This is a genomic window from Acinetobacter sp. TR11, from assembly GCF_027105035.1.
Classification (GTDB): domain Bacteria; phylum Pseudomonadota; class Gammaproteobacteria; order Pseudomonadales; family Moraxellaceae; genus Acinetobacter.
The window spans coordinates 2,218,107-2,244,323 of sequence record NZ_CP114256.1; the positions used below are offsets into that span (position 1 = coordinate 2,218,107).

Annotated in this window: 23 protein-coding genes, 1 other RNA gene and 1 pseudogene; 9 read left to right on the forward strand and 16 right to left on the reverse strand. The window is 38.3% G+C overall.

All coding sequences use genetic code 11. The features are described 5' to 3' along the window. Positions 1–97 precede the first annotated feature (97 nt). The 5 genes from O1450_RS10600 to O1450_RS10620 are packed head-to-tail and all read right to left on the reverse strand — an operon-like array spanning position 98 to position 8,909. Positions 98–1,693, reverse strand: a complete 1,596-nt coding sequence (locus tag O1450_RS10600; RefSeq protein ID WP_269230463.1) for an ABC transporter ATP-binding protein — start codon at positions 1,691–1,693, stop codon at positions 98–100. Further along, complete coding sequence (locus O1450_RS10605; protein WP_269228377.1) at positions 1,671–2,681, reverse strand: ABC transporter permease; 1,011 nt, start codon at positions 2,679–2,681, stop codon at positions 1,671–1,673. The genes O1450_RS10600 and O1450_RS10605 overlap by 23 nt, the downstream gene beginning before the upstream one ends. Next, a complete protein-coding gene (gene yejB / locus O1450_RS10610) occupies positions 2,681–3,751 on the reverse strand; it encodes a microcin C ABC transporter permease YejB (RefSeq protein WP_269228378.1) in 1,071 nt (356 codons plus the stop codon). The genes O1450_RS10605 and yejB overlap by 1 nt, the downstream gene beginning before the upstream one ends. 16 nt (positions 3,752–3,767) lie before the next feature. Continuing rightward, entirely contained in the window at positions 3,768–5,618 is a 1,851-nt protein-coding gene (locus O1450_RS10615; protein WP_269228379.1) for an extracellular solute-binding protein, read from the reverse strand. Between the two features lie 6 nt (positions 5,619–5,624). Next, on the reverse strand, positions 5,625–8,909 hold the full coding sequence (locus tag O1450_RS10620; protein ID WP_269228380.1) for a lytic transglycosylase: 3,285 nt from the start codon (positions 8,907–8,909) through the stop codon (positions 5,625–5,627). 280 nt (positions 8,910–9,189) lie between these two features. On the opposite strand from O1450_RS10620, the gene dnaQ reads away from it, so the two are divergent. The 3 genes from dnaQ (at position 9,190) to nudC (ending at position 13,076) form a co-directional block, all read left to right on the forward strand. Next, positions 9,190–10,551, forward strand: a complete 1,362-nt coding sequence (dnaQ, locus tag O1450_RS10625) for a DNA polymerase III subunit epsilon (RefSeq protein WP_269228381.1) — start codon at positions 9,190–9,192, stop codon at positions 10,549–10,551. A gap of 126 nt (positions 10,552–10,677) precedes the next feature. Further along, entirely contained in the window at positions 10,678–12,324 is a 1,647-nt protein-coding gene (locus tag O1450_RS10630) for a chemotaxis protein (RefSeq protein WP_269228382.1), read from the forward strand. Further along, the gene (gene nudC, locus O1450_RS10635; protein ID WP_269228383.1) at positions 12,324–13,076 is read left to right on the forward strand and encodes an NAD(+) diphosphatase; all 753 of its coding nucleotides are present in this window, start codon (positions 12,324–12,326) and stop codon (positions 13,074–13,076) included. Before O1450_RS10630 ends, nudC begins: the two co-directional genes overlap by 1 nt. Before the next feature lie 17 nt (positions 13,077–13,093). On the opposite strand, the gene O1450_RS10640 is transcribed toward nudC, so the two are convergent. From O1450_RS10640 to O1450_RS10655, 4 genes are all read right to left on the reverse strand, one after another. Next, positions 13,094–13,966: an alpha/beta hydrolase gene (locus tag O1450_RS10640; protein WP_269228384.1), complete on the reverse strand. Its 873-nt coding sequence runs from the start codon at positions 13,964–13,966 to the stop codon at positions 13,094–13,096. 3 nt (positions 13,967–13,969) lie between these two features. Further along, positions 13,970–14,680, reverse strand: a complete 711-nt coding sequence (locus O1450_RS10645; RefSeq protein ID WP_269228385.1) for a BON domain-containing protein — start codon at positions 14,678–14,680, stop codon at positions 13,970–13,972. 70 nt (positions 14,681–14,750) lie between these two features. Further along, complete coding sequence (locus O1450_RS10650; protein WP_269228386.1) at positions 14,751–15,158, reverse strand: YraN family protein; 408 nt, start codon at positions 15,156–15,158, stop codon at positions 14,751–14,753. Between the two features lie 13 nt (positions 15,159–15,171). Beyond that, entirely contained in the window at positions 15,172–16,104 is a 933-nt protein-coding gene (locus tag O1450_RS10655) for a penicillin-binding protein activator (RefSeq protein WP_269228387.1), read from the reverse strand. Positions 16,105–16,120: 16 nt separating this feature from the next. On the opposite strand from O1450_RS10655, the gene rsmI reads away from it, so the two are divergent. Further along, complete coding sequence (gene rsmI, locus O1450_RS10660) at positions 16,121–16,960, forward strand: 16S rRNA (cytidine(1402)-2'-O)-methyltransferase (RefSeq protein ID WP_269228388.1); 840 nt, start codon at positions 16,121–16,123, stop codon at positions 16,958–16,960. 122 nt (positions 16,961–17,082) lie between these two features. Here rsmI and O1450_RS10665 read toward each other — a convergent pair whose 3' ends face one another. Next, positions 17,083–17,973, reverse strand: coding sequence for a LysR family transcriptional regulator ArgP (locus O1450_RS10665; RefSeq protein ID WP_269228389.1), 891 nt, complete (start codon positions 17,971–17,973; stop codon positions 17,083–17,085). A 103-nt stretch (positions 17,974–18,076) separates the two neighbouring features. On the opposite strand from O1450_RS10665, the gene O1450_RS10670 reads away from it, so the two are divergent. Beyond that, positions 18,077–18,679 (forward strand): LysE/ArgO family amino acid transporter, encoded by a 603-nt coding sequence (locus O1450_RS10670; protein ID WP_269228390.1) that lies wholly within the window; start codon positions 18,077–18,079, stop codon positions 18,677–18,679. Between the two features lie 62 nt (positions 18,680–18,741). Here the strand turns inward: O1450_RS10670 and O1450_RS10675 are convergent, their stop codons facing one another. The 3 genes from O1450_RS10675 to ubiH form a co-directional block, all read right to left on the reverse strand. Beyond that, positions 18,742–18,990, reverse strand: coding sequence for a hypothetical protein (locus tag O1450_RS10675; protein WP_269228391.1), 249 nt, complete (start codon positions 18,988–18,990; stop codon positions 18,742–18,744). Positions 18,991–19,164: 174 nt separating this feature from the next. Continuing rightward, entirely contained in the window at positions 19,165–20,397 is a 1,233-nt protein-coding gene (locus tag O1450_RS10680; protein WP_269228392.1) for an FAD-dependent monooxygenase, read from the reverse strand. After that, positions 20,394–21,605: a 2-octaprenyl-6-methoxyphenyl hydroxylase gene (gene ubiH, locus O1450_RS10685; RefSeq protein ID WP_269228393.1), complete on the reverse strand. Its 1,212-nt coding sequence runs from the start codon at positions 21,603–21,605 to the stop codon at positions 20,394–20,396. Before ubiH ends, O1450_RS10680 begins: the two co-directional genes overlap by 4 nt. A 268-nt stretch (positions 21,606–21,873) precedes the next feature. Here ubiH and O1450_RS10690 point away from each other — a divergent pair, with 268 nt between their 5' ends. Next, a complete protein-coding gene (locus O1450_RS10690) occupies positions 21,874–22,326 on the forward strand; it encodes a DUF6985 domain-containing protein (protein WP_269228394.1) in 453 nt (150 codons plus the stop codon). Positions 22,327–22,397: 71 nt separating this feature from the next. Here O1450_RS10690 and pepP read toward each other — a convergent pair whose 3' ends face one another. Together pepP and O1450_RS10700 are read right to left on the reverse strand one after the other, a co-directional pair. Further along, positions 22,398–23,717: a Xaa-Pro aminopeptidase gene (gene pepP, locus O1450_RS10695; RefSeq protein WP_269228395.1), complete on the reverse strand. Its 1,320-nt coding sequence runs from the start codon at positions 23,715–23,717 to the stop codon at positions 22,398–22,400. A gap of 63 nt (positions 23,718–23,780) precedes the next feature. Further along, positions 23,781–24,413, reverse strand: coding sequence for a UPF0149 family protein (locus tag O1450_RS10700; RefSeq protein ID WP_269228396.1), 633 nt, complete (start codon positions 24,411–24,413; stop codon positions 23,781–23,783). Between the two features lie 66 nt (positions 24,414–24,479). On the opposite strand from O1450_RS10700, the gene O1450_RS10705 reads away from it, so the two are divergent. From O1450_RS10705 to ssrS, 3 genes are all read left to right on the forward strand, one after another. Beyond that, positions 24,480–25,034: a hypothetical protein gene (locus tag O1450_RS10705; RefSeq protein WP_269228397.1), complete on the forward strand. Its 555-nt coding sequence runs from the start codon at positions 24,480–24,482 to the stop codon at positions 25,032–25,034. A 2-nt stretch (positions 25,035–25,036) separates the two neighbouring features. Then, the gene (locus O1450_RS10710) at positions 25,037–25,324 is read left to right on the forward strand and encodes a cell division protein ZapA (protein ID WP_269228398.1); all 288 of its coding nucleotides are present in this window, start codon (positions 25,037–25,039) and stop codon (positions 25,322–25,324) included. Positions 25,325–25,403: 79 nt separating this feature from the next. Beyond that, positions 25,404–25,585, forward strand: a non-coding RNA gene (gene ssrS / locus O1450_RS10715) — 6S RNA. 109 nt (positions 25,586–25,694) lie between these two features. Here the strand turns inward: ssrS and O1450_RS10720 are convergent. Further along, a pseudogene (locus O1450_RS10720) lies at positions 25,695–26,135 on the reverse strand (SMI1/KNR4 family protein). Between the last annotated feature and the right edge of the window lie 82 nt (positions 26,136–26,217).

The window sequence follows — 26,217 nt, forward strand, 5'->3', positions numbered from 1 at the left end:
TCAATTAGAGTATTTACTCTAATTTAATCTGATTATTGTAAGTGTCAAGCGTTCTTCCGATAAACTGACAATATCACATGTCAATTTAATTTCAATGCTAATATTCACTCGCGGCAATCAATTGACGGGTATACGCCGTTTGAGGCTGACTAAATAAAAGTGCTGTTGCTTGATATTCCAATACTTTCGCCTGATGCATCACCATGACTTTTTGGCACAAGGCTTTAATGACTTGCAAGTCATGACTGATAAACACATAACTGATCTGCTCTTGTTGCTGCAAACGGCGTAACAGTTGAATCATCGCCATTTGAGTGCTGCGATCTAATGCAGAAGTCGGCTCATCCAAAATCATCAATTTAGGCTTTAAAACCAAAGCGCGTGCCAGTGCGACCCTTTGTCGTTGACCACCTGAAAGTTGATGCGGATATTTGTTTTTATCCTCCAAAGAGAGTTCAACTTTCGTTAAAACGTCATCAATTTCCTCATCAGATCGTTGCTTGGTAATATTTTGAAGGTGAAGCCCTTCCGCAATAATTTGCTCAACAGACATACGAGGATTCAAGCTACTAAATGGATCTTGGAATACAATTTGAAAATCACGGCGTAGGGTGCGAAGTTGTTTTTGATTGAGTTGATTTAAGTTATGGGAATGCAAGAAAATTTCTCCTTCACTTGAAATCAAACGTGCAATTGCCAAAGCCAATGATGATTTTCCCGAACCACTCTCACCAACAATACCCAAAGCCTCGCCTTTGGACAAATTGAAATTTATTGAGTCCGCTGCGACTTTATACGTTTTAATTTGGTTCAATAAACCACGTTTGATAGGATACTTGACCGTGACATTTTTTAGTTCAAGTAATTTTTCACTTGGTGCTATTAATAGAGCTTGTCCAAAATCATGATTAAGTAAATTTCGTGTGTATGCCGTTTGAGGATGTGTAAAGATATCAATGGTATTGCCCTGCTCTTCTACGTGACCTTGATTCAGAACAACGACATGATCTGTATATTGCTTAACAAGATTTAGATCATGGCTAATCAAAATCATCGCCATGTTTCGTTGCTCTTGGAGTTTTTTTAACAACGTGAGAATCTGAGCTTGCAACACAACATCCAAAGCCGTTGTTGGTTCGTCCGCAATCAAAATCTCTGGCTCTAAAGCTAGAGCCATCGCCAACATCACACGCTGTCGTTGCCCACCCGACAACTCATGTGGATAGCATTTAAGAATTTGCGCTGCTTCAGCAATCCCAACATCCTGCAATAAAGAAAGTGTCTGTTGTCGAATATCCGCTTTAGAAACACCTTGCAAGATCAGGCTTTCAGCCATCATTTTTTCGACACGATGCAAAGGATTCAACGCAGTCATTGGTTCTTGGAAAATAATGGCAATCCGCTTGCCTCGAATCTGCTGTAACTGAATTGGACTTAAAGACAACAGCGCTTGACCTGCAAACTCAACTTGTCCTTGTACTGTTAGATTATTAGGTAACAATCCCAATAAAGCTAACGCACTGATTGATTTACCAGACCCACTTTCTCCCACAATCGCAACAGTCTGTGCAGGATAAACATCAAAACTCAAATCTTCCACAAGACGATGTCCTGTTTCATTTTGAATACTGAGTCGCTTAACTCTTAATAAAGCTGGATTTGAAACAGTATTATCGTCTTGGGTCAAATGCATCACGTGCCGCCTCCCCAATATAAATCAATAAAGACAATACAATCGCCAAAGTAAAGAATCCTGAAAGCACCAGCCAAGGTGCATCGAGATTATTTTTGCCTTGCAATAACAACTCCCCAAGTGAAGCGGCATCAGCAGGTAAACCATAACCCAGAAAATCCAATGCAGTTAAAGCGATAATATTGGCGGTCAACATAAAAGGTATTTGCGACAAGCTAGAACTCATGGCATTGGGTAAAATATGCTTAAAGATAATTTGATGATCACGAACACCTAATGCTTGAGCCGCACGAACATAGTCAAAATTTCGGGCACGTAAAAACTCTGCTCTGACTAATCCCACTAACTCTGTCCAACCAAACAACAACATGATCAAAAACAACCAATACACACTAGGGCTAAACATACTGACCAAAATCATGACGATAAAAAGCATAGGTAAACCACCCCACACTTCCAGAATCCTCTGCCCAATCAAGTCAATCCATCCCCCATAATAGCCTTGTATTGCACCGACAATAACACCGATCACAGCGGAACAAAGTGTCAGAGCAAATCCAAATAGGAGAGAAACACGCAAACCGTAGAGAATACGAGCGAATACATCTCGTCCCTGATCATCTGTTCCAAGCCAATTTTGTGAACTCGGTTTGGAGGGAACTGGTACAGTAAGCGAAAGATTTGGTGACTGATAAGAAAATGCAACGAGTGGAGAAATCATCCATCCTTGATTCTGAATCAGCTGTTTTACCGCAGGGTCTTGATAATCTGTCGCCGTTTCAAAAACACCACCAAACGTGGTTTCTGGATAATCTTTAAAAATAGGAAAATACAAGGACTGCTGATAACGAACCAACAAAGGTTTATCGTTGGCGATCAATTCCGCAAATAATGACAAAATAAAAATGATTAAAAATAGAATGAGACAACGGACACCCAATTTATTTTGTCTAAAACGGTGAAATCGTGCGCGCATCAGCGGTGACATCATGTTCCACCTCTCGCTTCAAAATCAATCCGAGGGTCAATCATTTGATAGAGCAAATCGCCAATTAAACGTAAGATCATTCCAAATAAGGTAAATAAAAATAAGGTTCCAAAAATCACAGGATAATCACGTTGGGTGATCGCCTCAAAACCCAATAAACCAATCCCATCGAGATTAAAAATAATTTCGATAAATAAATTGCCGACAAAGAAAATACCGACCAATGCTTCGGGTAAAGCTGCAACCACCACCAAAATCGCATTACGAAAAACATGCCCATAAAGTACCTGATTGTCATTTAAACCTTTTGATCGTGCCGTCAGAACATACGGTTTCTTTAATTCTTCTACAAAAGAATATTTGGTCAGATAGGTTCGTGCAGCAAAACTCCCCAATACCATACTCAGAATCGGTAAACTCATGTGCCATAGATAGTCTTTTATTTTTGCCAATAGGCTGAGTTGAGTAAAGTTTTCAGAGACCAACCCTTGTAATGGAAACCATTGTAGATAACTGCCCCCAGCAAAAAAAACGATGAGCAGAATGGCAAAGACAAATGATGGAATGGCATAACTCACCGCAAGTAATAACGAAGTAGATTGATCAAACAGTAAACCATTGTTTTTGGCTTTTTTAATTCCCAGTGGGATCGCAATCAAATAAATGAGAAAAGTACTCCATATTCCCAAAGACAGCGTGACAGGCAACTTTTCATAGAGCAGTTGTGTTACAGGTTTATCTTTAAAAAAACTGGTGCCAAAATCCAAGGTGAGATAGCCCTTGAGCATTAACCAAAAACGTTCATATGCAGGACGATCAAAACCATACTGTGCTTTGATCTTTTCAATCATCTCTGGACTTAACCCACGCGCCCCTTGATATTGAGCCAAGGTACTCAAACTGGATTGGGCATTATTCCCAACACCTAAACCTTGCGCATTCTGAATTTGCTGAATGGCTTGTTCGACAGGGCCACCTGGTGCAATTTGCACAATCGTAAAATTAATCAATAAAATGAAAAATAAAGTTGGGATCATCAATAACATTCTTTTCAGAATATAGTGAACCATCTAATAAGATCCTTAATTATTTTAAGTCAGATTTTCGTATAGGTTGGTCGAGTTTCTTCGCTTTCGTTCCATCCACCCACCAATATTCCCATCCTATAGAAAGCTTCGGTTTAATTTGAGGTTGCTGATAGATATCCCAATAAGCAAACCATCGCTCAGGTTTACCATAGGTCAGAATTTGATAATAACCTGCGCGTAATAAACGATCGAGTACATGTGTATAGAGCACCACATCTTCACGGCTTTTGGCTGCCACAATTTTCTCGATCATCTGATCAATTGCTGGGTTCTTTATCCCTGAATAGTTATAATTTCCTGCTTCATCCGCAGCAGCACTCCCCCAAAACTGGGCTTGCTCCTTACCAGGTGTCAAAGTTTGTGGCAATTTCAACATCATCATATCAAAATCTTGGTGGCGGATTCGCTCCATATATTGTGGAACATCCACCTGTCTAAGATTGACTTGGATTCCTAAACGATTCAAATTACGCACAAAAGGCATCAACTCACGTTGTGGATTTTCTTGCTGCATTAATAATTCAATACGAACCGCTTTACCCTGTCGATCATATAACTGATTACGACGAATTACATAACCTGCATCTTTTAAAATCTGTTGTGCAACCAATAAATTCTGCCGATTAAAACCACTCGCATCCGAAATAGGATAATGCCAATCGGCTAAAAGCCCCTGTCGCATGACTGAATTTAGTTGAGCGAAGAAAGGTTTCAGTACTTTTAACTCTTTAGCACTGGGTCGACCTGTTGCAGCCAAATCTGTATTATCAAAATAGCTTTGCAAACGCCAATTTTGATTAAAGAATAAAGCCTTATTTTGCCATTCAAAATCATAAGCATACGTAAGTGCTTTACGAAGATGAATATCATTCAGTGGTGAACGACGAATATTAAATACCAAGCTTTGAATATCGAGTGGTGTCCCCAAACGTGCTTTGTATTTTTTGATCTGACCTGCTTGCACGGCGGGAAAATGATAAGCTGTAACCCAATTTCGGATATTTTTTTCTTCATACAAATTGAATTGTCGAGATTTAAAACCCTCAAAACTGACGTCTAAATTCCGATAATACACATATTTGAGTCGATCAAAATTATAACGTCCTTTATTGACAGGCAAATCTTTTGCCCAATAGTTCGGACTGCGTTTATAGGTGATACTCCGCCCTGCATCAATTCGATCAACAATATAAGGCCCTGAACCGACAATCGGTTGTAGTGTCACACGCGTAAAATCTTTATTTTTCCAATCCAATTTTGAATAGATCGGTAGACTCGCCAGAATCAGTGGCATTTCCACATTGTTCTTGGACTTAAAAATAAATTTGACCTGATACTTAGAAATCACTTCTGTTTTTGCTAAATCAGACAAATACATTTGAAAACCTAAATTGGCTTTCGTTTGGTAGGTATCAAAGGTGAATTTAACATCTTCTGCGGTCAAAGGCTGACCATTGTTAAAACGGGCTTGAGGATTTAAATGAAAGGTCACATCTTTAAGATGATCAGGATCATAACTCACCTTCTCTGCGAGTAACGGGTACATGACGCGTGGCTCATCTAAAGCACGATCCATTAAACTATCAAAAAGATAATTCACCCCTTCAGTAGAACTCCCTTTGCCATTCATGCTATTTAAATTATCGAATGTCCCCAAGCTAGATTGGCTAAGGATTCCACCTTTTGGCGCATTCGGATTGGCATAAGGCATCGAACTCAACTTTGCATATTTGGGTTGAACATGAATGGCTAAATAAGGTGTGGTCTGCATCGTCGCAAATGAAAGCTGAACAAAAAGGCTTAATCCATAAAATAGACTAAGCCTTTTAAATAAAACAAATGAATTCATTAACAATTACAGATTTGGTACTTTAATCACATCACCAATCCGCAATTGAGTACTTGGAGTGAGATCATTCATTTCAGCAAGCGCACTGGTATCCATCCCATATTTACTTGCTAAACCAATCAAAGTATCACCACGTTTTACTTTATATTCAGTCACTGTTTTAGGGACAGAAATACTTTGACCACGTTGTAAACTTGCATTGGCTTTCAGATCATTTAACTCTGCTAATTCACGACCTGACAAACCAAAACGGCTTGCAATACTATTCAAAGACTCGCCTGCTTTAACCGTATATTTTTCAGTATTCTTGCTTGGCACTGACTTTGAACTATTCTTACTATTTTCCGCTTTTGCTGTTTCTGCTTTTGGTACATCACCTGTGAGTTTCAGTTTTTGACCCACACGAACGCTACTACCACGAGATAAGCCATTTAAAGCGGTCACATAATCCAGTTGTAAATAATAGCGACTCGCAATATTGCCTAAAGTGTCTCCAGATTTAACTGTATAAATATCTGGCGCAGTTTCTTGCTTATCCTTATCTTTTGACTTGCTATTACTGCTCACATTATTTTTGCTTGACACGTCACCTGTGAGTTTTAGCTTTTGTCCAACGCGAACGCCTGCTGTGCGTTCCAAACCATTTAGATCAGCAATATAATTCACGGTAAGCTCATATTTACTGGCGATTGCATTTAAGCTATCACCAGATTGCACCACATACTGCTCAGGAATCGTTGAACCTGCTGGAATCTTTAAAACCTGACCTAAACGCACACTTTTATTGGTTTTCAGGTTATTCAGTTCAGCCAATTCACTCAATGTAATTTTAGATTTTGTTGCGATACTCGATAAAGTATCACCACGCTGTACAATATAGGACTCTGTTTTATAATGACTCGATGCAGTTACATTTTCATATTTAACCGTATTTTTAGGCTCAGCCACTTCTTCAGTTTTTGAGACCTCATGCTGTGGTACATTAATTTTTTGCCCCACAGACAAATTGCTATTCGCAGTCAAACCTGAGGTTAAATCAGCCAGCTCTTGATTAGATAAAGCATAACGATCAGCAATCAACTTTAAATATTCACCACGTTTCACCGTATAAGACTTCGTAGCAACCTTCGGGGCAATAGATGCTTTCGTTTCTGTGCTACGCGTTGATTGTGGTGGAGTCGTTGGAGTATTACGTGTATTATTTTTTGGTTCTTTTAACGATAATTTTTGCCCAACAAATAAATTATCAGTGACTGACAAATTATTATAGTCAGCTAACTGTTTCAGGCTTAAATCAAAACGTGCTGCTAAATTGGTGAGGTTATCTCCTGATTGAACCACATAACTCTCAGGTTTGCGCTCAACCACTTTCGGTGTCTCAATCACTTGTGGCTTTGCATCATACAAATACAAGCTTGCACCTACAAATAACGTACCTGTTGGATCAATCTGGTTCCACGTTGCGATATCACGCCAATTCACCCCGTTCTTTTGTGCAATGAATGCGAGGGTATCGCCAGGTAGTACAACGTAGGTGCTACGCTTGCCTTTCGGTGCAACCACAACCACATCGGTATCGGTTTTAATATACGGCTTTCCTTGATTGCGCTTCGCATCTTCACTATTTGCAGTTGTCGCATCTTCAACTAAGTTTTTCGGATACGCAAAGCCCTTGCTGACCTCAACTCCTTTCTGATCAGCAACAGATTGGCTGGTTTGAATTGCTGTTAATTTAATCTTGCCATCAAATGGGTCGACAATTTCTGTACCTTGTGGCGCAATCGCTTTGATTTCAGCAACGACTTGATCTTTTTCTGCTTGTGTCGCTTGTGGTTCTAATACTTGAGTAACTGTTTTCTTCTCGCCCGTTTCTTTTACAGCGGCAATAATTTGTTCACGCTCTTTAACCGAAATCGGTGGCTCAATCTTAACTGGCTTTACATTTTCTGCGGGTGTAATCGCAACAGGAATACGCGGGGCACTAGGCACATCGGCGGCAGCAGCAAATGAAGCTAATGCATCAGAACCTTTTGGTGTATTAGTTTTAGTCAGCGTTGATGTTGTTGGGCGCGTTGCTACTGTATTACTTGCTGTTAAAGGCGGTGGTGTCTTAGTTGACGGTGTAATCGTCTGACCAGAGTTGGTTGTTGTACGAACTGTTGTCGTAACCACATTCGATGGGTTATTCATCGCAGGTGGTTGGCTATTGCTTGCCCAGAAACCACCTGAACTGACTTTTCCAGAACGCAATTTCGTATCAACTGACGGACTTAAATCTGCGGGAATTAAAATGCGCATTGGACTGGTTGAGTCAACCATTTCTCCACGATGTGCAGGGTTTAATGCATAGAGTTCAGCACGACTTAAACCTGTAATCGAAGCAATTTGATTCAATTCTAAAGGCCCAGCCAGACCTACTTCACGAAAGTGAGGTCGGTTCGCAATTGGAGGTAACGCAACACCATATGCACTTGGATTTTTAATAATCTGCGCTACCGCTAAAAAGCGCGGTACATAGTTCATGGTTTCTTGTGGGAGCTTTAATGACCAATAATCTGTTGGCAAGCCTGCCGCACGATTACGGTTAATGGCTTGTTGAATGCGACCCGGCCCTGCATTATAAGCAGCCAAAGCCAATTCCCATGAACCAAATTGATTATATAAACTCCCTAAAAATTCATAAGCAGCACGCGTCGACTCAACCACATCACGGCGACCATCATATAAACTGGTTTGCTGCAAACCATAAATACGTCCCGTACTTGGGATAAATTGCCATAGACCTGCTGCTGCTGCACTACTGGTTGCAGCCGGGTCATAAGAACTTTCAATAACAGGAAGTAAAGCCAATTCGGTTGGCATACCACGACGTTCAGCTTCTTTAACCGTGTGATACAAATAACGACTGGCACGCGCGCTTAAGCGATCTAAATATGGTTGACGAGAAATAAACCAACTACGTTGTGCTTCAATACGAGAATCCCAATGGTTTAAATCCATTTTGAATCCAACCGTCATTCGCTTCCACACATCACCGTGCTTCAGTACCAATAAACGATCACCTTCAACAGCGCGCATATCGGTAGCTGATAATAAATCTTCTAAAGAATCTAAACTACTTGCATCCAAATAACCTGAACCAACTTGCTTAGATGAGGATACTTTATTTGACTGTGGAGTTGAGGAACAACCTGTCGTGATTCCCAACGCAGTTAGAGCAGAAGTGAGTACAGTGATTTTGAATAATGATGTTGCAGATGTTCGCAGCACCAATGTGTTCGATTTATACATAAAAACTTCCAGTCAACTCACGCTAGTTTATTTCTTTGATTTGCCATTGTAGTAAAGCATGTCACTTAGACAAGGCAATAATTTAACGTGATTTGCATGGAAATGTTACAAGAAATTAAAAAATATGAGTTTTGTAACCGTTCAACACCCGAATTAAGCTTTAAAATATAACTTATCTAGCTAGAGTGCTAAACTCTAGCCATGTACATTCAAATAAAACATCGTTTTTTATGAATGCAATCTCGCAATACAACACAAACTTTTAACTTTAGGTTCAACTATGTCTCAAACAATCACACTTTATGTTGATGGCGCATGTAAAGGCAATCCAGGTTTAGGTGGTTGGGGTGCATATATCATTACCGAACAGGGTGAACATAAACTTTGTGGCGGAGAACCTGAAACAACCAATAACAGAATGGAACTGCAAGCTGCGATTGAAGGCGTAAGTTTCTGCCCTACAGATGCACATTTGATTATTTGGACAGATTCCAATTACGTTAAACAAGGTATTACTGAATGGATTCATGGTTGGAAAAAGAAAAATTGGAAAGATGTTAAAAATCCTGATTTATGGAAAAAGTTAGATGCTGTCTGCGCTAACCGAGAAATTGAATGGAATTGGATCAAAGGGCATGCGGGACATGCTGGTAATGAAATGGCTGATCAATTGGCCAATCTCGGTGCCGAACAAACGGCCAAACAAATGAAATCTCTCGTGCAGGCTAACGCTGATACAAAAAAGCCTGAATCCGACTGGTTATTAGATGATCCATTTGGTCTCGACCTTGATGAAGATATCGATAACTTGGTTGAAGAAGTCGAAGAGTTCAGTATCGAAGAAAGTAATCCTGATGTAGCTGTACTAAGTCACTCAGCAAGCCCAAATACATCAACAACGACAGCTCACCCTCAGATTGTTATTACTGAGGCAAAAGTTCAGTTGCAAGGCCCTCGCCAACTTATTCTGGATACCGAAACTACAGGTTTCTATTTCCAAGATGGTGACCGTATTATTGAGGTTGGTGCGATTGAAATGATCAATCGTAAACTTACGGGAAGCTCAATTCATATTTATATCAATCCAGAAAAACCTGTAGGTGACTCTGAGGATATTCACGGTATCAGCGACGAGTTTTTGCAGGATAAACCTAAATATGCAGAAATTGCTGACACACTGTTTAATTTTTTACAGGGCGCTGAAATTATTGCGCATAACGCGACATTCGATATGAACTTCCTAAATATGGAGTTCAAACGTGCTGGGCTGCCATTATTATCAGATGTTTGCGAAGTTACAGATACACTGGCTTTAGCTAAAAATAAACATCCTGGGCAAAAGAACTCTTTAGACGCTTTAGTTCGCCGTTATGAAATTCCTGCACGTGATCGTACCTTCCATGGTGCGTTACTCGATGCTGAAATTTTGGCTGATGTTTATCTCGCAATGACGGGTGGACAAGTTTCTTTTGATATGGATGCCCTTTCACAAAATGAACAAAACCAAAATAAAACCACTCGTTCTCGTATCGAAGTAGATTTACCAATTATCTATCCATCAGAACATGAACTAAATGAACATGAGACTTGGGTCAAACAATTTGAGCAAAAACATGGAAACGCTTGCCTTTTTGCAAAATAAATTTGCTGTTGAGTGTAATTTTTTGTATTTCAAGTTTTAAAACTTAAGTTATATTAACTGTTAATGATTTTACCTCCTATTCTAGGAGGTTCATGGATATAACAACTTAGGAAAGGTGTAGGTCATATGTCTTACCAAACCTCGATTCATTTCGACCCAACTGCATTATTAATAATAAAAAATGAGATCGATAATTCGATTAAATTGGTGGAGACAGCAGTCAATACGCTTGCCGAAGAACAAGCATTGCCTTTTGGTATTGATGACGCACTTAATCAGTTCGAACAATGCACACAAGTACTTGCATTAATTGATATACCTCATGTAGCACAAATCACTCAATATTCAGCTGAGCTTATGCGCCAAATCATGGCTCAACCTCAACAAATTAAAACTAGCGATGTCGTTGCTCTCAGTGAAGGTACAACGATGTTAAAACGCTATATGGAATTTATTTGTTTACGTGAAGTAAGAGTGCCTCAGTTCTTAACAGATACACTCAATCGTTTAGAAAAAGCACTGGGGAAACCGATCACCAAAGAAGGACAAGCTCTGCAACCTTTCTTGGACTTCATGACACCGAATTTCAATTTGCCACAAGCACCAAGCTTGGAACAATCGAAGTATATCCACCAACTTTATAAATTATGCTTAAACAAGCTGATTAAACAAAGTGAATCTCCTCTCGATTTACAAGGAATTAAACTCGTTGGTGTTTACCTTGCAGGTTTAGCCAACAATCTACCGAGCCAACAATATTGGCAATTGGTCAATGTAGGCTTAGGACATATTGATGAGCTTTTGATTACAGAAGCACGTTTACGCACCCTTATTCAAATCGAAACGAATATTGCAAAATTCTTGGCTCAACCAACAACTTATCAAAACAGTATTGCTGATTTGGCAGATATTTTGACGATCTGCATCAGTCAAGAAGATGATTTATCACAACATATTCGTCAACAATTGAACATTGGTGATGAATTACTCAGTGATACTCAACTTCAAGTTTTGAGTCGTCATTTATACGGTCCTGACTATGAAACGGTACATACAATCAGTCAATTAATAACAAATGAAATGGCTCAAATTCGTAATGAAATTGAGTATAACCATCAAAATATGTCAGCTGAAAAAACCCAAGAACTACAGCAAAAGTTAACTCAACTTTCTAATGTATTTAAGGTACTTAACTTAAATGAAGCAGCGAAAGAATTAACTCAGCAAGCTGAAAAATTGAGTCAACCGAATACATTAACTGATGCAACTTCTATTCAACAGTTAATGAATAGTATTTTGGCATCAATGAATTCAATCGGTATCTTAGAGCGTAATTACACTTCAAGTCGTTTACAATTACGCGTCAATAATATGCAAATTTCTTTAGATCGTTTAGATGAAGCTCATCGAGCATTGTTGACTGAAACTAAGATTTTGATTGAAACATTGACTCAAACCTTAAGTTTGTATGTACAAGATCCAACAGCTAATACATTAGAAGCCCTTCCTGTATATCTGAATGAGTTATCAGGCGCTGCGTTATTCTTAGGTAGCTCTGCTCAACAAACTGCACTGTTAGGTGCAGCACATTTTGCACAGCATCGTTTGAATCAAAATGAAGCGATTGATGCTGAGCAAATTAACTGCATTCTAAATGTTGTTGCTAGTTTAGATTTACTCGTTGATAACCTGAACAATAAGCAACCTGTATTGCAATCTATGTTTGATGTGGCATTATCAAGCAGTCAGCAATTACAGAACATAGCCGCATAATGACTCAACTATCACTTGCTTATATTTTTCAACACCAAAAACTGCTAGTCGACCAAAATCTTCAATTGCCAGAAGTTGAAAAGTTAGCAAGTGATTTACCCTTGAATCATAATGATCACGTTATCGCGCGGGATCTACTTGAAAATGAAGCCATTCCCGATGGCTATCAGCTCGTTCCAATCCGTGAATTGATTCAGTCATGGTCAACTACAGAATTCCTTCAAGCCAGTCGAGCAGTTCAACTATTAGAATGGCGACGTAACCATAAATTCTGTAGCCATTGCGGTCATATGACTGAAATTCACGCCAAAGAATATGCAATGGTTTGCCCTGCTTGTGGCTATCATCAATATCCTCGCGTTCAACCTTGTATTATTACAATCATTACCAAAGGTGATGATGAAATCTTACTTGCGAAATCAGCGCATAATAAAAGTAATATGTACGGTCTAATTGCCGGATTTGTTGAAGTCGGTGAAACATTAGAAGAAGCTGTGCAACGAGAGGCTTTTGAAGAAGTCGGTTTAAAACTAAAAAATATTCGTTATATGTCGAGCCAACCGTGGCCATTTCCAAGTAATTTAATGATTGCTTTTCATGCTGAATATGATTCAGGTGATATTCAATTACAAGTGGAAGAAATTAGCGAAGCTCAATTCTTTAAGTTTGATCAACTACCTGAAACTCCATTTAAAGGTAGTATTGCACATGCAATGATTATGCAAATCGTAGAGAATAAAAAAGCATCTTAATCAAGATGCTTTTTTATTTACTCTTCTAAAGCTTCATCTAAGAAATGCAAAATCGTTCGCTTGGTTTTGAAGTAATGACTTACAAAACTGGCCAAAGTCGCCACAATGGTAATGTGTCCAGTCTTAGGAATAATCATCACATGGCTATGATTACCCTTTTCTCTCAATGCCTTATCAAGATCGAAACTATTATGATTACCAACCAACTGATCATTCTCAGCCATCAATAGATAATGTTTAATCTTATTCGGATTAATAAAATAATACGGCATCACTTGTTGATACGATGTTTTTTGATCAAAAGCATGTTCAGATAAAGGATCATTTTTATAATCAAAATGATACGGGCCAGCCAAGCCAACAATTGCCTTAATATTATCGATATATTTAAATTGCTGAGGCTGAGCAGAATACACCACAGACATCACATTAAAAGCACCCGCAGAATGTCCCATCAAAATGATGTTATCAGTTGAAATATTCAGCTTCGCTTTATTTTGATTCAAATAATGAATCGCTTGTGCTAGATCATCGACAAATGCTGGAAAGATATTCTCTGGAGCAAGTTGATAATTAATCACAGCAACATCAAAACCTTCTCGAGCAAAGGTTTCACCAATGAATAAATAATCTCTCTTATTACCATGTTGCCATGATCCACCATGTACAAAAACAATTAATGGTCTTTGTTTTTTGGGATTTTTTGTTCGATAAAGATCCAGTCGATTTCTAGCTTTTAATCCATAAGCAAGATGTTCTTCTTTTTCAAAAGTATCCTTTGGCGTCAGATAATTCATCGAATAGCTTGCTAAATCATATAGGCGAAATTCCTGATAAAAGTTTTTCGCCCGTATAACATTTTCTTGTACTTGTTGAATAAGTTGCTTCATAGATTAGGGTTTAGTCGGAGTAATAGTCGCTGGTTCAGTCTGATCGGGATCAATTGCAACTGGAGTTTCAACTAAAGGTTGTGTTGAAGCACCACCAATCATCGGTGTTGCTGCTGTAGCACTTGCTACCGTTCCAGATGGTTGATCAATATTATCAATCAGTGTCACGATTTTACTCACATTCCCAACTTTTTGTAAGACATCATCTAAATCTCTTATCTCAGCGGTATTTAAACGCCCCATCACATAAAGGATGCCATTTTCAGTATGAATTAATACTTTACTGTCAGATACAACAGGCGCTCTCATTAGCAAACCACGAGTATTTGCAGTCACAGTAGAATCCTGCATAATCGTGTTGTAATTTACTTTATCACCAACAGTAATGTAATTATGCACAGCTTTTACATCACTCATCGCTCTTAAATTGTCTTCTGCTAATTGTTTCAAATAAGGATCAGGAACTTGCCCTGTTAATAAAACATTACTATGAAAACTTTCAATATTGATTCGTGACTGCTTAAAGCGATGATCCAATTTATACAAATTAATATTTGCAGTGCGTTTAATTGAGGAATCAATAAAAACCTGCCCTAAACTACGTTCACCACTTTCAGTACCAATCGGCGAAGTTCCTGTACCACCTGAAATAAAACTCGCACATCCTGATAAACTTGCAGCACAAAGTAACGTAATCGTTAAATGTTTTAACACTTGGCAAGACTCCCTATCTTCAAACTTGTTAAATCTTTGGCATTTATCTTAAAAAATAATAAATTATTACTCAATCTAAAGTAAACGCATGTTGAATCCATTGCTGATCATACTGCAATTTGGAAAAATCTGGTTGTACTGTTTTTGCAAATTTCTTTGGAAAATCAAAACAAATCACATCAAAACGACAATCAAAATCATCATAATTAGGATGTTTTTGTAAAAAAAATTGTGCTGTTTTAATGATTTTACGTTGTTGCGCACGAGTAATAACTTCACAAGCTGTCGCATAACTCCCTAAAGATCTAGCCTTTACTTCAACAAAAACAAGCTCTTTACCTGATTTTACAATCAGATCAATTTCACCATATCTAGAATGATAATTTTGATTTACATATTGGTAATTTTCTAATTCCAATAATTCCCTTGCTTTTTGTTCTGCCCAACGCCCCAAATCCTCAACAATATCTTCTGCCATACTACGACCATTTTTATTTTAAAATTTGAATTTCATTTTTTTGTTGTTGATAACAATAGGGTTGCCTATCAATTTTTCCATCTTTAACGCTAATCTTACCTGTACGTCCTTCAAAAGAGAATTTATGCGCAGGATTTTCTAACAATTGTTGACTTATCGTCCAAGCATCTCCTCCAAAAGCTAATAAACGTTGAAATGCCATTGTTTCTGGTTGTTTCTTATAGGCTTCGATTAAATCTGCCCATTGCCCATTATATAGCGCGGGTGTATCACAGAAACTTAATCCGATTGGAATAGATTGTCCCTGCTCAATACTCATCGGTGTGACGTAAATATTCTTTTCGGGCAATGTACCTAATTGTTCCACCCAATGGTGACTCCCTAACAATAATACCCCTTCTTTACTTGATCGTTTTTGTGGTACTTCATCAACAAATTCTATTTCTGATGCAAATTGATCCTTTAGTGCAGAGAGCAAAAGTTCTGTTGCTGACTCAGTTCCTGTTTCTCGAACGATAAAAAGTTTTTTGATGCGATCTTTTTGAAAACGATGATTTAATGCTGCCGCATCTTGTTGCTTTGCTAAGCTAAATTGCCATACTTTATCAATTTGAGTATTAACATCATTTAAAGCAAGCACAGGAATTTGAGGATTCATTTGAATCACCTCTTCAATTTCAGTTCGTAGTATGGGCCCAACAATCAAATGGACGTTATGATCTATTTTTTTCTTAAAAATCGTATCGATGCTATTTTTAGTTGAATCTACAAAAATAATTTTTTCTTTACTGCCAGATGCTGTATAAGCACTCAGAAAACCGCGTTTGATGCTTTGACTCGCTCGCGCCATCTTACCCGATTCAGGTAGAATAACGAGTATGTCCGCATATACAGGACTTACAAGCGCTGCCAAACCTAGCAGCAAACAATATTTTTTGTAATACATGAGGGAGTTACCTTTTATGAGTGCTCAATTATTTGTTGTAGCAACCCCGATTGGGCACTTAGATGACATGACCTTTCGTGCGATTGATATTTTAAAGTCTGTATCGGTGGTTGCGGCAGAAGACACTCGTCAATCTGCTCAATTATTTAAACACTATAATATCTCAACACCGTTAACAGCGTGCCATGATCACAATGAAAGTAACAAAATTGATCAACTTATACAAAGAATGTTAAATGGTGAAAGTATTGCTCTGATTAGTGATGCGGGAACACCATTAATTAGTGACCCTGGATTTAAATTAGTACGCGCAGCACAAGAACATAATATCCGCGTCATTCCAGTACCAGGTGCCTGTGCTGCAATTGCAGCTTTGAGTGCTGTAGGTTTACCAAGTGATCGCTTTAGTTTTGAAGGTTTCTTACCGTCAAAGGCTTCGCAACGAATTAGCCAACTCGAAAAACTAAAAGATGAGACACAAACACTCATTTTCTATGAAGCACCACATCGTATTTTAGACAGTATTAAAAATATGGCTGAGGTATTTGGTGAAGATCGCCCAGTAGGTTTTGCTCGTGAAATCACAAAGACCTTTGAAACTATTAAAAAAATGACTTTAAAAGAGTTAGTCATATTTATTGAAAATGATCACAACCAAGAGAAAGGTGAAATTGTAGTCGTGGTGGGTGGTGCCACTGCTGAAAAAGACATGGAACAAGATAAATTGGATGAGTTGCTAAAACGCTTATTACAAGATTTATCAGTTAAGGCCGCATCTCAATTGGCTGCTGATTTGACAGGTATCAAAAAGAAAGTTGCTTATCAACGTGCTTTGGAATTAACCCAAGCCGAATAGTAAGCGTGATGCAAGGTAATTAATTTTGGATAGATTACCTTGCAAATAATTAACAACGTGAATACTTGCAACCTATCATATAATTAACTTTAAACAACATTCATCACAATTAAAAAACACAACTATCTCAATATTTTCTGAGCTGCTTGGATAATTGTTTCAGTCAATATTTCTAATTGTTGAGACTGTCGTTTCCAATGATGCCAATACAAAGGAATATCAAGTTGGACATCAGGCATAATATCAACAAGTGTTCCATTTTCGAGTAGTGGTTGAACCTGCAACTCAGGCACCATGCCATAGCCTAAACCTAATTGGATTGTTTTGACGAAAGCATCTGTTGCTGGAATAAAACTATAGGGATAACTTTGCATCGGTAAGCCATACCCCTTTAATAAAATCTCTGAATGCATTAAGTCTTTATGATTAAAAATAACTGCAGGTGCATATCTCAAATGCTCCCTATTAATCCCTTGTCTAAACCAATATTTAACAAAATCCGTCGAAGCCAACATTTTATAACGCATTTTGCCAAGTGGTTGTGCTAAACAGCCCGATATCACTTCAGCCTCAGCAGAAATACACGCATTAACTTGACCTGTTTCTAACAAAGAATGTGTATGCGATTGATCATCAATTTTCAATTCAAGTACGATCTTTTCTTCAATGAGTGTTGATTGAATTGAAGGTAAAAGCCATGTTGCCAATGAATCAGCATTTGAGGCCAAGGCAATTTTATAAAATTCAGAATCAGAAGTTTTACCCATTAAACCTTGTAATAAATTTTGCTCCATTAATCGGGTATGCCGCAAATGGTCGAGTAAGGTTACTCCTGCATATGTAAGCGTAGATGGACGACCACGAAGGATTAGAACTTGCCCAAGATATTTTTCTAAAGCCTGTACTCGTATTGACACAGCAGAAGGTGTAATAAATAAAAATTCACCAGCAGCATCAAAACTTCCCAATTCAGCCACCGCAAGAAAAGCTTCACATTGCTTACTATCGAGCATATTAACCTAAATTATTTTTAGCCAAACCTAAATATTCTTAATTCTACTTATTTTAAGTTTAAAAATCAGATAATTCTCTCATCTTATTTTCTCTTCTTTTTTTATGATCTCTCTGGGTGTATTTCTCAAAGGTTTTGGAATCGGTAGCGGTCTGATTGTCGCTATTGGGGCTCAAAATGCTTTAGTCCTAAAACAAGGGCTCAAACAGCAATATGTATTTTGGCTATGTTTTATCTGCGCGCTTTCTGACTCTATTTTAATCGGATTAGGTGTATTGGGCTTTGCTGAAAGCATGACCGCATCTTCAATTTTAATGACACTTGCTCAATATTTTGGTGCAATTTTCTTGTTTGTTTATGGTGCTAGATCATTCTATGCTGCATTTAAAACAACTCATAGTATACAACTCGACCAAAATCACCATCAAACATTAACCAAAGTACTTTTAACTGGGCTTGCATTTACATGGTTAAATCCTCACGTTTACTTAGATACCATTGTACTTATTGGCTCACTAGCTACACAGTTTGAGGATAAAATGAGTTTTGCTTTAGGCAGTATTGTTGCCTCATGGATGTTCTTTTTTAGTTTAGGTTATGGATCTAAATTCTTAAAACCGCTATTCACTAACCCAAAAGCATGGAAAGTATTAGACTTTATTATTGGTTGTATCATGTGGGGTATTGGTACATCGTTACTTCTCTAATCTAAGTCTTCGAGCAACAGAGAAAGCACCACGATTGTGATGCTTTTTGAATCTATTTAAGCTTATTCTTGGCTTTCGCCTGGCGGAACTTCAGTAATGCGCCCACCACGTGCTAGAAACGCAGCCACTTCATCTTCTAAAGCTTGACGCTGTTTTAACTTTGCAGTCACTGTTAATGTTTCTGCTTCAGCCAAATCTGCATCATTGGCACTTGACTCTTCGCTATCCGCACCAGTTTCCGCGGCTTTCGCCTCTTCATCGTCTACCGCAGAATCTTCAGTGTTTTCGTCGTAATCATTCATTTCCGTCATATTACTCTCCCCACAATGACTAAACTCTCATCATCGTTATTTGGTCATCAGAACTTGATGAAATTTAACAAGCTCTTCTCATTTATCAAAGCAAAATATTCATCAAATTGTGCTTTTTATGACCAAATTCACTCTGATTTATAAATGATTGTTTAAAAAATATCTACTGTTTTTTTAGCAAGCATAGCTTGTATGTTCTAAGGCATCTAATCCATTGGCTTGTCGCATAAAGCGATCTTTAAACCAATCGAATTGTTCAACTTGTTTTAGACCAAAGTTCCGTGCCCAAACAAAGGGAAATAATTCTGCACTTTCTAACCAGCCAATCGCTGACATACTATGCATCATCGCATCATTTTGTCCCTTACGCTGATGTTCATAGCGTAATAAGGTTTGTTCATTTGCCCATACACCACGTTTTAAATCATGGAGTAATACATCACATAGAACTGCGGCATCTAAGCAACCAATATTCACACCTTGTCCAGCCAAAGGATGAATGACATGTGCTGCATCGCCGATTAATGCCAAGCCTGATTTAACGTAACGCTGCGCTGCACGAGCTTTCAATGGGAATTGCGCTCTTGAACGCACCTCAACAACCTCACCCAACATATGCAGACTCTCTTGTGTGAGTAGTCGCATAAAGTCTTGATCATTTAACGCTGAATACTCATCCGCATAGTCATCTGGTAAAGTCCACACAATCGACTGCCAATAGCCATTCTCTTGCGAATCAAGACTCGCCATTGGTAAGTAAGCCAATGGCCCTGTAGGCAAGAAAATTTGTCGAGCGACATATTGATTTGGCTGAGTGGTCTTAATCGCACAGCTGATCGCAGCTTGCTTGTAATCCAGTACATCTAAATCAATATAAGCTTGCTCACGTACAAATGAATTTGCGCCATCTGCGCCGATCAATAACTTGGTTTTTAATGTTGTCCCATCAGCCAGTTGAATCGACCAGCCTTGTGAAATCTGCTCGATACGTATCACTTTCACTTGAGTACGATAGTCTTTAAGCTGCTGCAACATTTTCTGCTGAATCGCAACATTCAAGACACTCGGCTCAACCATCGAACTCAAAGCCTGATCTGATTGAGGTTGCTGTTCTGAAGCATGTCCAAAATTAATTTCGCCATAGCCATTTTTATTCCAGACCTGCATACCTGAATAAGGCATTTGACGTGCTAAATCATTCCAGACATCCACTGTTTTAAGTAAATGAATGGTGGCTTGACTCAGAGCCAATACACGTGGATTCATCACTGCCAACGTTTTTTCTTGATTTAGCACAGGTGCAGCATCCAATACCGTCGCTTGTACGCCACCTTGAGCCAACAATAAAGCGGTTAATCCACCGACTAAACCACCGCCAACAATCACAACATCTAATAACTCACTCATGCTTTCAGCCCCATTGCATAATTGGCAACCAAAGGCTTAACACCCGGAATCACATCAAATGCAATCAGTCCAGTATTGCGTAATAATTTGAGTATTGGATTTTGATTGCTAAAGCCACGTACCACTGAATCACAGAATTTAATCACCCGTTGCTGATCAGTTAAACGTGCTTGCTCATAAGCCAATAAATTATCAGGACTGCCAATATCATCGGACTTCGCCAATTGCTCCATCAAGAAACGAACCAACACATCTGCATCACGTAGACATAGGTTAAAACCTTGCCCTGCAACTGGATGGATGGTATGTGCCGCATTCCCCATCAACACCACACGCCCAACGGCTTGCTTATGTGCCAAGACCTGTGCCAGTGGATAGCTAAAGCGCTTGCCTGTTTTTTCAAACTTACCTGCACGATCACCATAGGTTTCCTGTAAAGCATCCAAAAAATGCTGATCGTTTTCTTCACCTAACCATTCTGCCTCAGTGCCCTTTTTCACAGGCCACACCACGGAACGGCGGTATTCACCCGGTAAAGGTAAGAGAGCCAATGGCCCTAAAGCACTAAAACGTTCAAAGCCAACCTGTTGATGTGGTTTCGAGGTTTGTACAGTAGTGACGATGGCTACTTGGTCATAATCATGTTCATCTACACCCACACCAATCGCTTGGCGGCAGAATGAATCACGACCATCAGCCGCAATCACTAATTTGGATTTTAGCGAATGAATATATTCACCATTTCGCATCGCTTCAATTTGGACTTGTTCTGCATCTTGTGCCAGTGAAGTTACTTGTACACCATCAATCAACTCAATCAACGGCTGTTGACGTACTTGAGTTAGTAATACTCTACCCAACCATGCGTTTTCAATCACTTGTCCAAAGCTTTCTACTTTTTCTTGTTCTGCAACTAAGCGTGCCTTACCAAAACTCCCCTGCTCAGTAATATGCACTTGTAAGATCGGCGTGGCATATTGCTGAAGTGCTTCCCACAAACCCAATTTTTGGTAAATCTGTACACTACGGCGTGACAATGCGGTATTACGCGCATCAAAACTAGAATGATAAGGGGCAACATTTTCGTCATCATAATTTGGATATTTCACAGCTTCTAATAACTTTACTGCGATATTAGATTTTGCCAACATTAGAGCAAGGCTGAGTCCAACCATACCTCCACCGACAATGATGACTTGTTGCTGCATAATATTATTCCTTATCAGTTTTTCATGACTTGATGTTTCGGGACTATCTTACTCTAACTCAAATCAGGATTGGAATTTGTACTTTGTTTGGTCTATGTTTTTAAAATATATTCAAAAGTAGGTTTGAACATCAACATAAAGAAAAATTTTATTGTGTTCGCTTTATTATTTTTATTCTTACAGCATAATCATACCAAGTACCTTTCTTAACTTAATTTTCTTAAAAAGTATATAATCAATCAAATAAAAAACACTAAAGAGCCCCTCCATGATACAAAGTATAGAACCATTTGGGTTTCTAGATTCTAATTTAAACTTAACACAACCGAAGAGTTTTTGTATTTGGGCTGCTATAAAGGAAATTACATTCACTCTTAGTGGTTATGAAATTAGTGATATTACCGAACAACAAAAACAAGCCTACAATGAATTCATTGCGAATCCGATTGAATATATTAAAATAATTGAGACTTCTTTGTTCGATTATTATGTATTAAATAGGGATGAAATCTATAAAGATTTATTAGATGATAAAATGGCACCTTGTATTAAAAATCCCTCGGACCTAAGAATAATTTTTGATTGGAATCAGCTATATTTTTTAGCTAATAAAGGAATAGTATTCATGTTTGAAGTGAGTTTTGAACCAGAAATGGGAATCGGTGTTTTAATGGCTAATAAAGAAGTTCAGTGTATTGATGTTCAAGCACACTTCATTTGAATAAATATTTTCTATTTTATTTTGTTCCACCATTTAAATGATGGAACAAAATTGATTTAAGCAACTATTTTTTAAATTTTAGCCATCAAACTTTCAATTTCTTCAACGGTTTTGACTACATTCTTAGTCAAGACCAATGGTCCATTTTCGGTCACAACGATATCATCTTCGATACGAATACCAATACCACGCCATTTGGCATCAACCGTTTCATCATCAGGCGCAACATATAAACCTGGTTCAACCGTCACGACCATGCCTGCTTCATAAGTACGCCAATCTTCGCCAATCTTATACGCACCGACATCATGTACATCCATACCGAGCCAATGCCCTGTACCATGCATAAAGAACTGACGGAATGCTTCGCTTTCAACCAACTCATCCACATTACCGTTTAATAAACCAAGATCAACCAGACCTTGAGTTAAAATCTTTACAGCCACTTCATGTGGATATTTATAGTGATTTCCAATACGGGTTGCATCAATCGCTGCAAGTTGAGCATCTAAAACAATATTATAAAGTGCTTTCTGTTCAGGGCTGAATTTCCCATTCACAGGGAAAGTACGGGTGATATCCGATGCATAAAACTCATATTCACATGCCGCATCAATCAGCACTAAATTGCCATCTTTTAAAGGCTTATTATTTTCAACATAATGCAAGATGCAAGCATTTTCACCACCACCGACAATGCTGTTATAAGCAGGTACACAACCATTTTTACCAAAGATATAATTCAGCTCTGCTTCAAGCGCGTATTCCATCATCTCAGGTTTAACGCTTTGCATGGCACGGGTATGCGCTTCAGCACTGATATTGGCTGCGATCTGCATCAACTCAATTTCTTTTGCTGATTTTTTCAAACGCATTTCATCAACAATACGATCTAACTGAACCACTTCAGCGGGTGCAGCGCCACCACGACGCTGCTGTGCATCTGCTTTTTGGATCCATTGACTTACACGTGCATCAAATTCCGCATTTTGACCAATACGATAATAAAGACGCTGTTTATTTAACAATTTGTCGATAATTTCTTCATCAAGCAGATCAATTGCATACGCTTCATCTGCATCATAGATTTCAATCGCACCATCAATCCCAGCACGATAGCCATTCCAGATTTCCATTTCACGATTACGTTCACGGCAGAATAAGCTATAGCTATATTCCTCACCTTCTTCAAAGGTTTCAATGATTGCAACGGCTTCTGGCTCGGCGAATCCAGTCAGATAATAAAAACTACTGTCTGCACGATATTTATAGTCAGCATCACGATTACGATACATTTCTGCTCGAGTCGCAATAATTGCAATGCTATTGCTGCCTATTTGATTAGCAAGAAGATCACGGCGTTGTTTAAAATCAGCTTGAGTTAATTTCATATTATCCTACAGCTAGAAAGTCCCTCTTTTATAAAGAGGGATTTAGGGAGATTTTAAATCGCCTTAACTCGGACGATGTGGAGTAAACATTTCGACAACAGTTTGTGGATCAACTGCTGTATCTTGATTTCTGCTTTTAGCATGAAAGTTTTTCAATAATGAACTTTCAGCGACAGGAATCTTGGTGCGACCAATTGATAAACTCACAGGAATCAAACGTACAAACTCATACAATTCCTGATAGCTTTCTTCACCCTCTTCATCATTATCGGAGTCTTCAAACTCAACTGCTGCAACATCTTGTAAATGTTCAATCAGCTCTTGTTCTTCACCACGAATATGACCTGAAGCCAAACCAAAACCGAGGACTACGCCTGCGCACCAATCTGCCAACGCCTGCACACGATCTACAAGCAAATGGCTATCATCTGGAAGCATAGGTAAATAATCTAATTCATCATCTGACAAAGCATGAGCAACATCTTCTGCTTCATCGGTTAGACCTTCCAGTGCCTCTGGCTGTAAAGAAGGCACATTGAGGGTGTTTAAAATTTGTGACCATTCATCGGTGGTTGGTGCTTGTGTGACACAAACTATACCTGTGAGTAAACCATGTAACTCACTTGGACTTGAAATTTCTTCAATCCCAGTAAAATGAGCATTCCATTCCGTCCAACCTGAAATATCGTCTTGCATTCGTTTATCCAATCTCTATACTGCTGTATATATTACCTTTGATTGCAACTCTGTGCGACCTTCGTTATGTTAGAACAATTACAGCGTCTACAAGCGCATATTGGTGTTTTAAAAACACGCTTACATCATTTAGAGCGAGAGAATACTTCGCTTACTGAGGCTAAACAATTAGCTGAAACTGACCACCATGCACAAGTTGTGCAGAAAAATAGCATCATCACGCAAAAGCAGGAAGAAGTTGATAACTTAACTGAACAATTGTCTCAGTTACAAGATCAATTTAAACAACTGAATCAAGATGCAACAACTTTAGCGGAACGTTATAGCCGTTTAGAGAAAAGCACCACTGATTTAAAAAACCGCTTCCAAGAGATTTTGGCTGAGCGTAATGACTTACGTGTAAATAAAGAGAAGTTACAAGCACAGCAACGTCATAGTCAGCAAGAAATTCAAGATTTACAACAAGATCGTGATCGCTTGTTACAGAAAAATGAGTTGGCAAAATCTAAAGTTGAAGCGATTATTCAACGGCTTGCAATTTTAGGTACTGCACAAGATCAACATGCACAAGAAATTCAGCAACTCGCGCATCCAAATGCTGAAACCCAAGAGGAAACCTGATCATGAGTGAACCCATTGTTGTTGAGCTTCGCTTAATTGAACAGACTTTCCGTCTTAACACGACTGAAGATAAGCGAGAAGAACTTGAGCGTGCCGCTGAATTTTTAAATCAAAAGTTTCATGATATGCGCCGCAACGCACCACGTGTTGAACATAATAAACTAGTCATTATGGTTGCACTACAAATGGCGCAAGAAGTGTTTAGCTTAAACAAATCATTACAGGAATATGCACATTGTGAGCATTTAATCCAAACGATTTTGGAAGATATAGAACAAAGTGTTGAGTAAAATTGCACAAAGCCTCAACAATTAATAATTATCTTTACAAGTAGTGATTGTCATCGTGTAAAGATCGGTTATACTAAAACTGTCTCTAGGGTGTTCGCCAGTACGTCTAGTCCCCTGCCGATACTTAAATTTATGGATGTGTCCTGTATATTTTGAGTGTATGCCTACCTCGAGTAGGAAACCCAGTAAGTATGCGTCACCTCCACCTTGAACTCATCGGGTTCAGGGTAACGACCATGCAGCGGCATCTCTGGAGCAATTTTTTAATTATAAAAATAATGATTTCACCTCAAGTATTTTTAATACACTATTTATTTTGAATAGAATTTATACCCTTAAATTAATTCCCATTAAATTTTCTAAATATTTTTTATAATAGTTCATCACTATCAATTAAATATTGCTGCAAAAATGCTGTGAACGTATCCGCAACTTTTCTTTTTGATGACCCCGCCACTTGATATACCACACCATCTATTCCCATTTGGTCTAGTTGCACGGCATACCCCCAACACCACATTGAATAATCTGAAAATACAAAACAGTTCTGATATAAAATCTTATCTTTATCATAGCAGCTTGAAATGCTTTCAACAGATTGGAATTCCGCTAGCGACACGAACGTAAAATAATTATCATCCATATCGCGGTCAGCTATACCATTAAATTCCAAAAAGTAAGCTGTTAAAATGGGTGATAATTTAACTTGATGCTTATATTCAAAAGCTAAAATCTGTTGCCATGTTGCTGGTTTATTTAACTAAATACCTTGTTTGATCAATTTATTTTTGAGTTGAAAAATTATATTCATGATTGATCCTATAGCTCTTCATTTCTATAAAATAAATCATTTCTATGAATCAAATGATCAATTCTCTGGATATGACTTATCA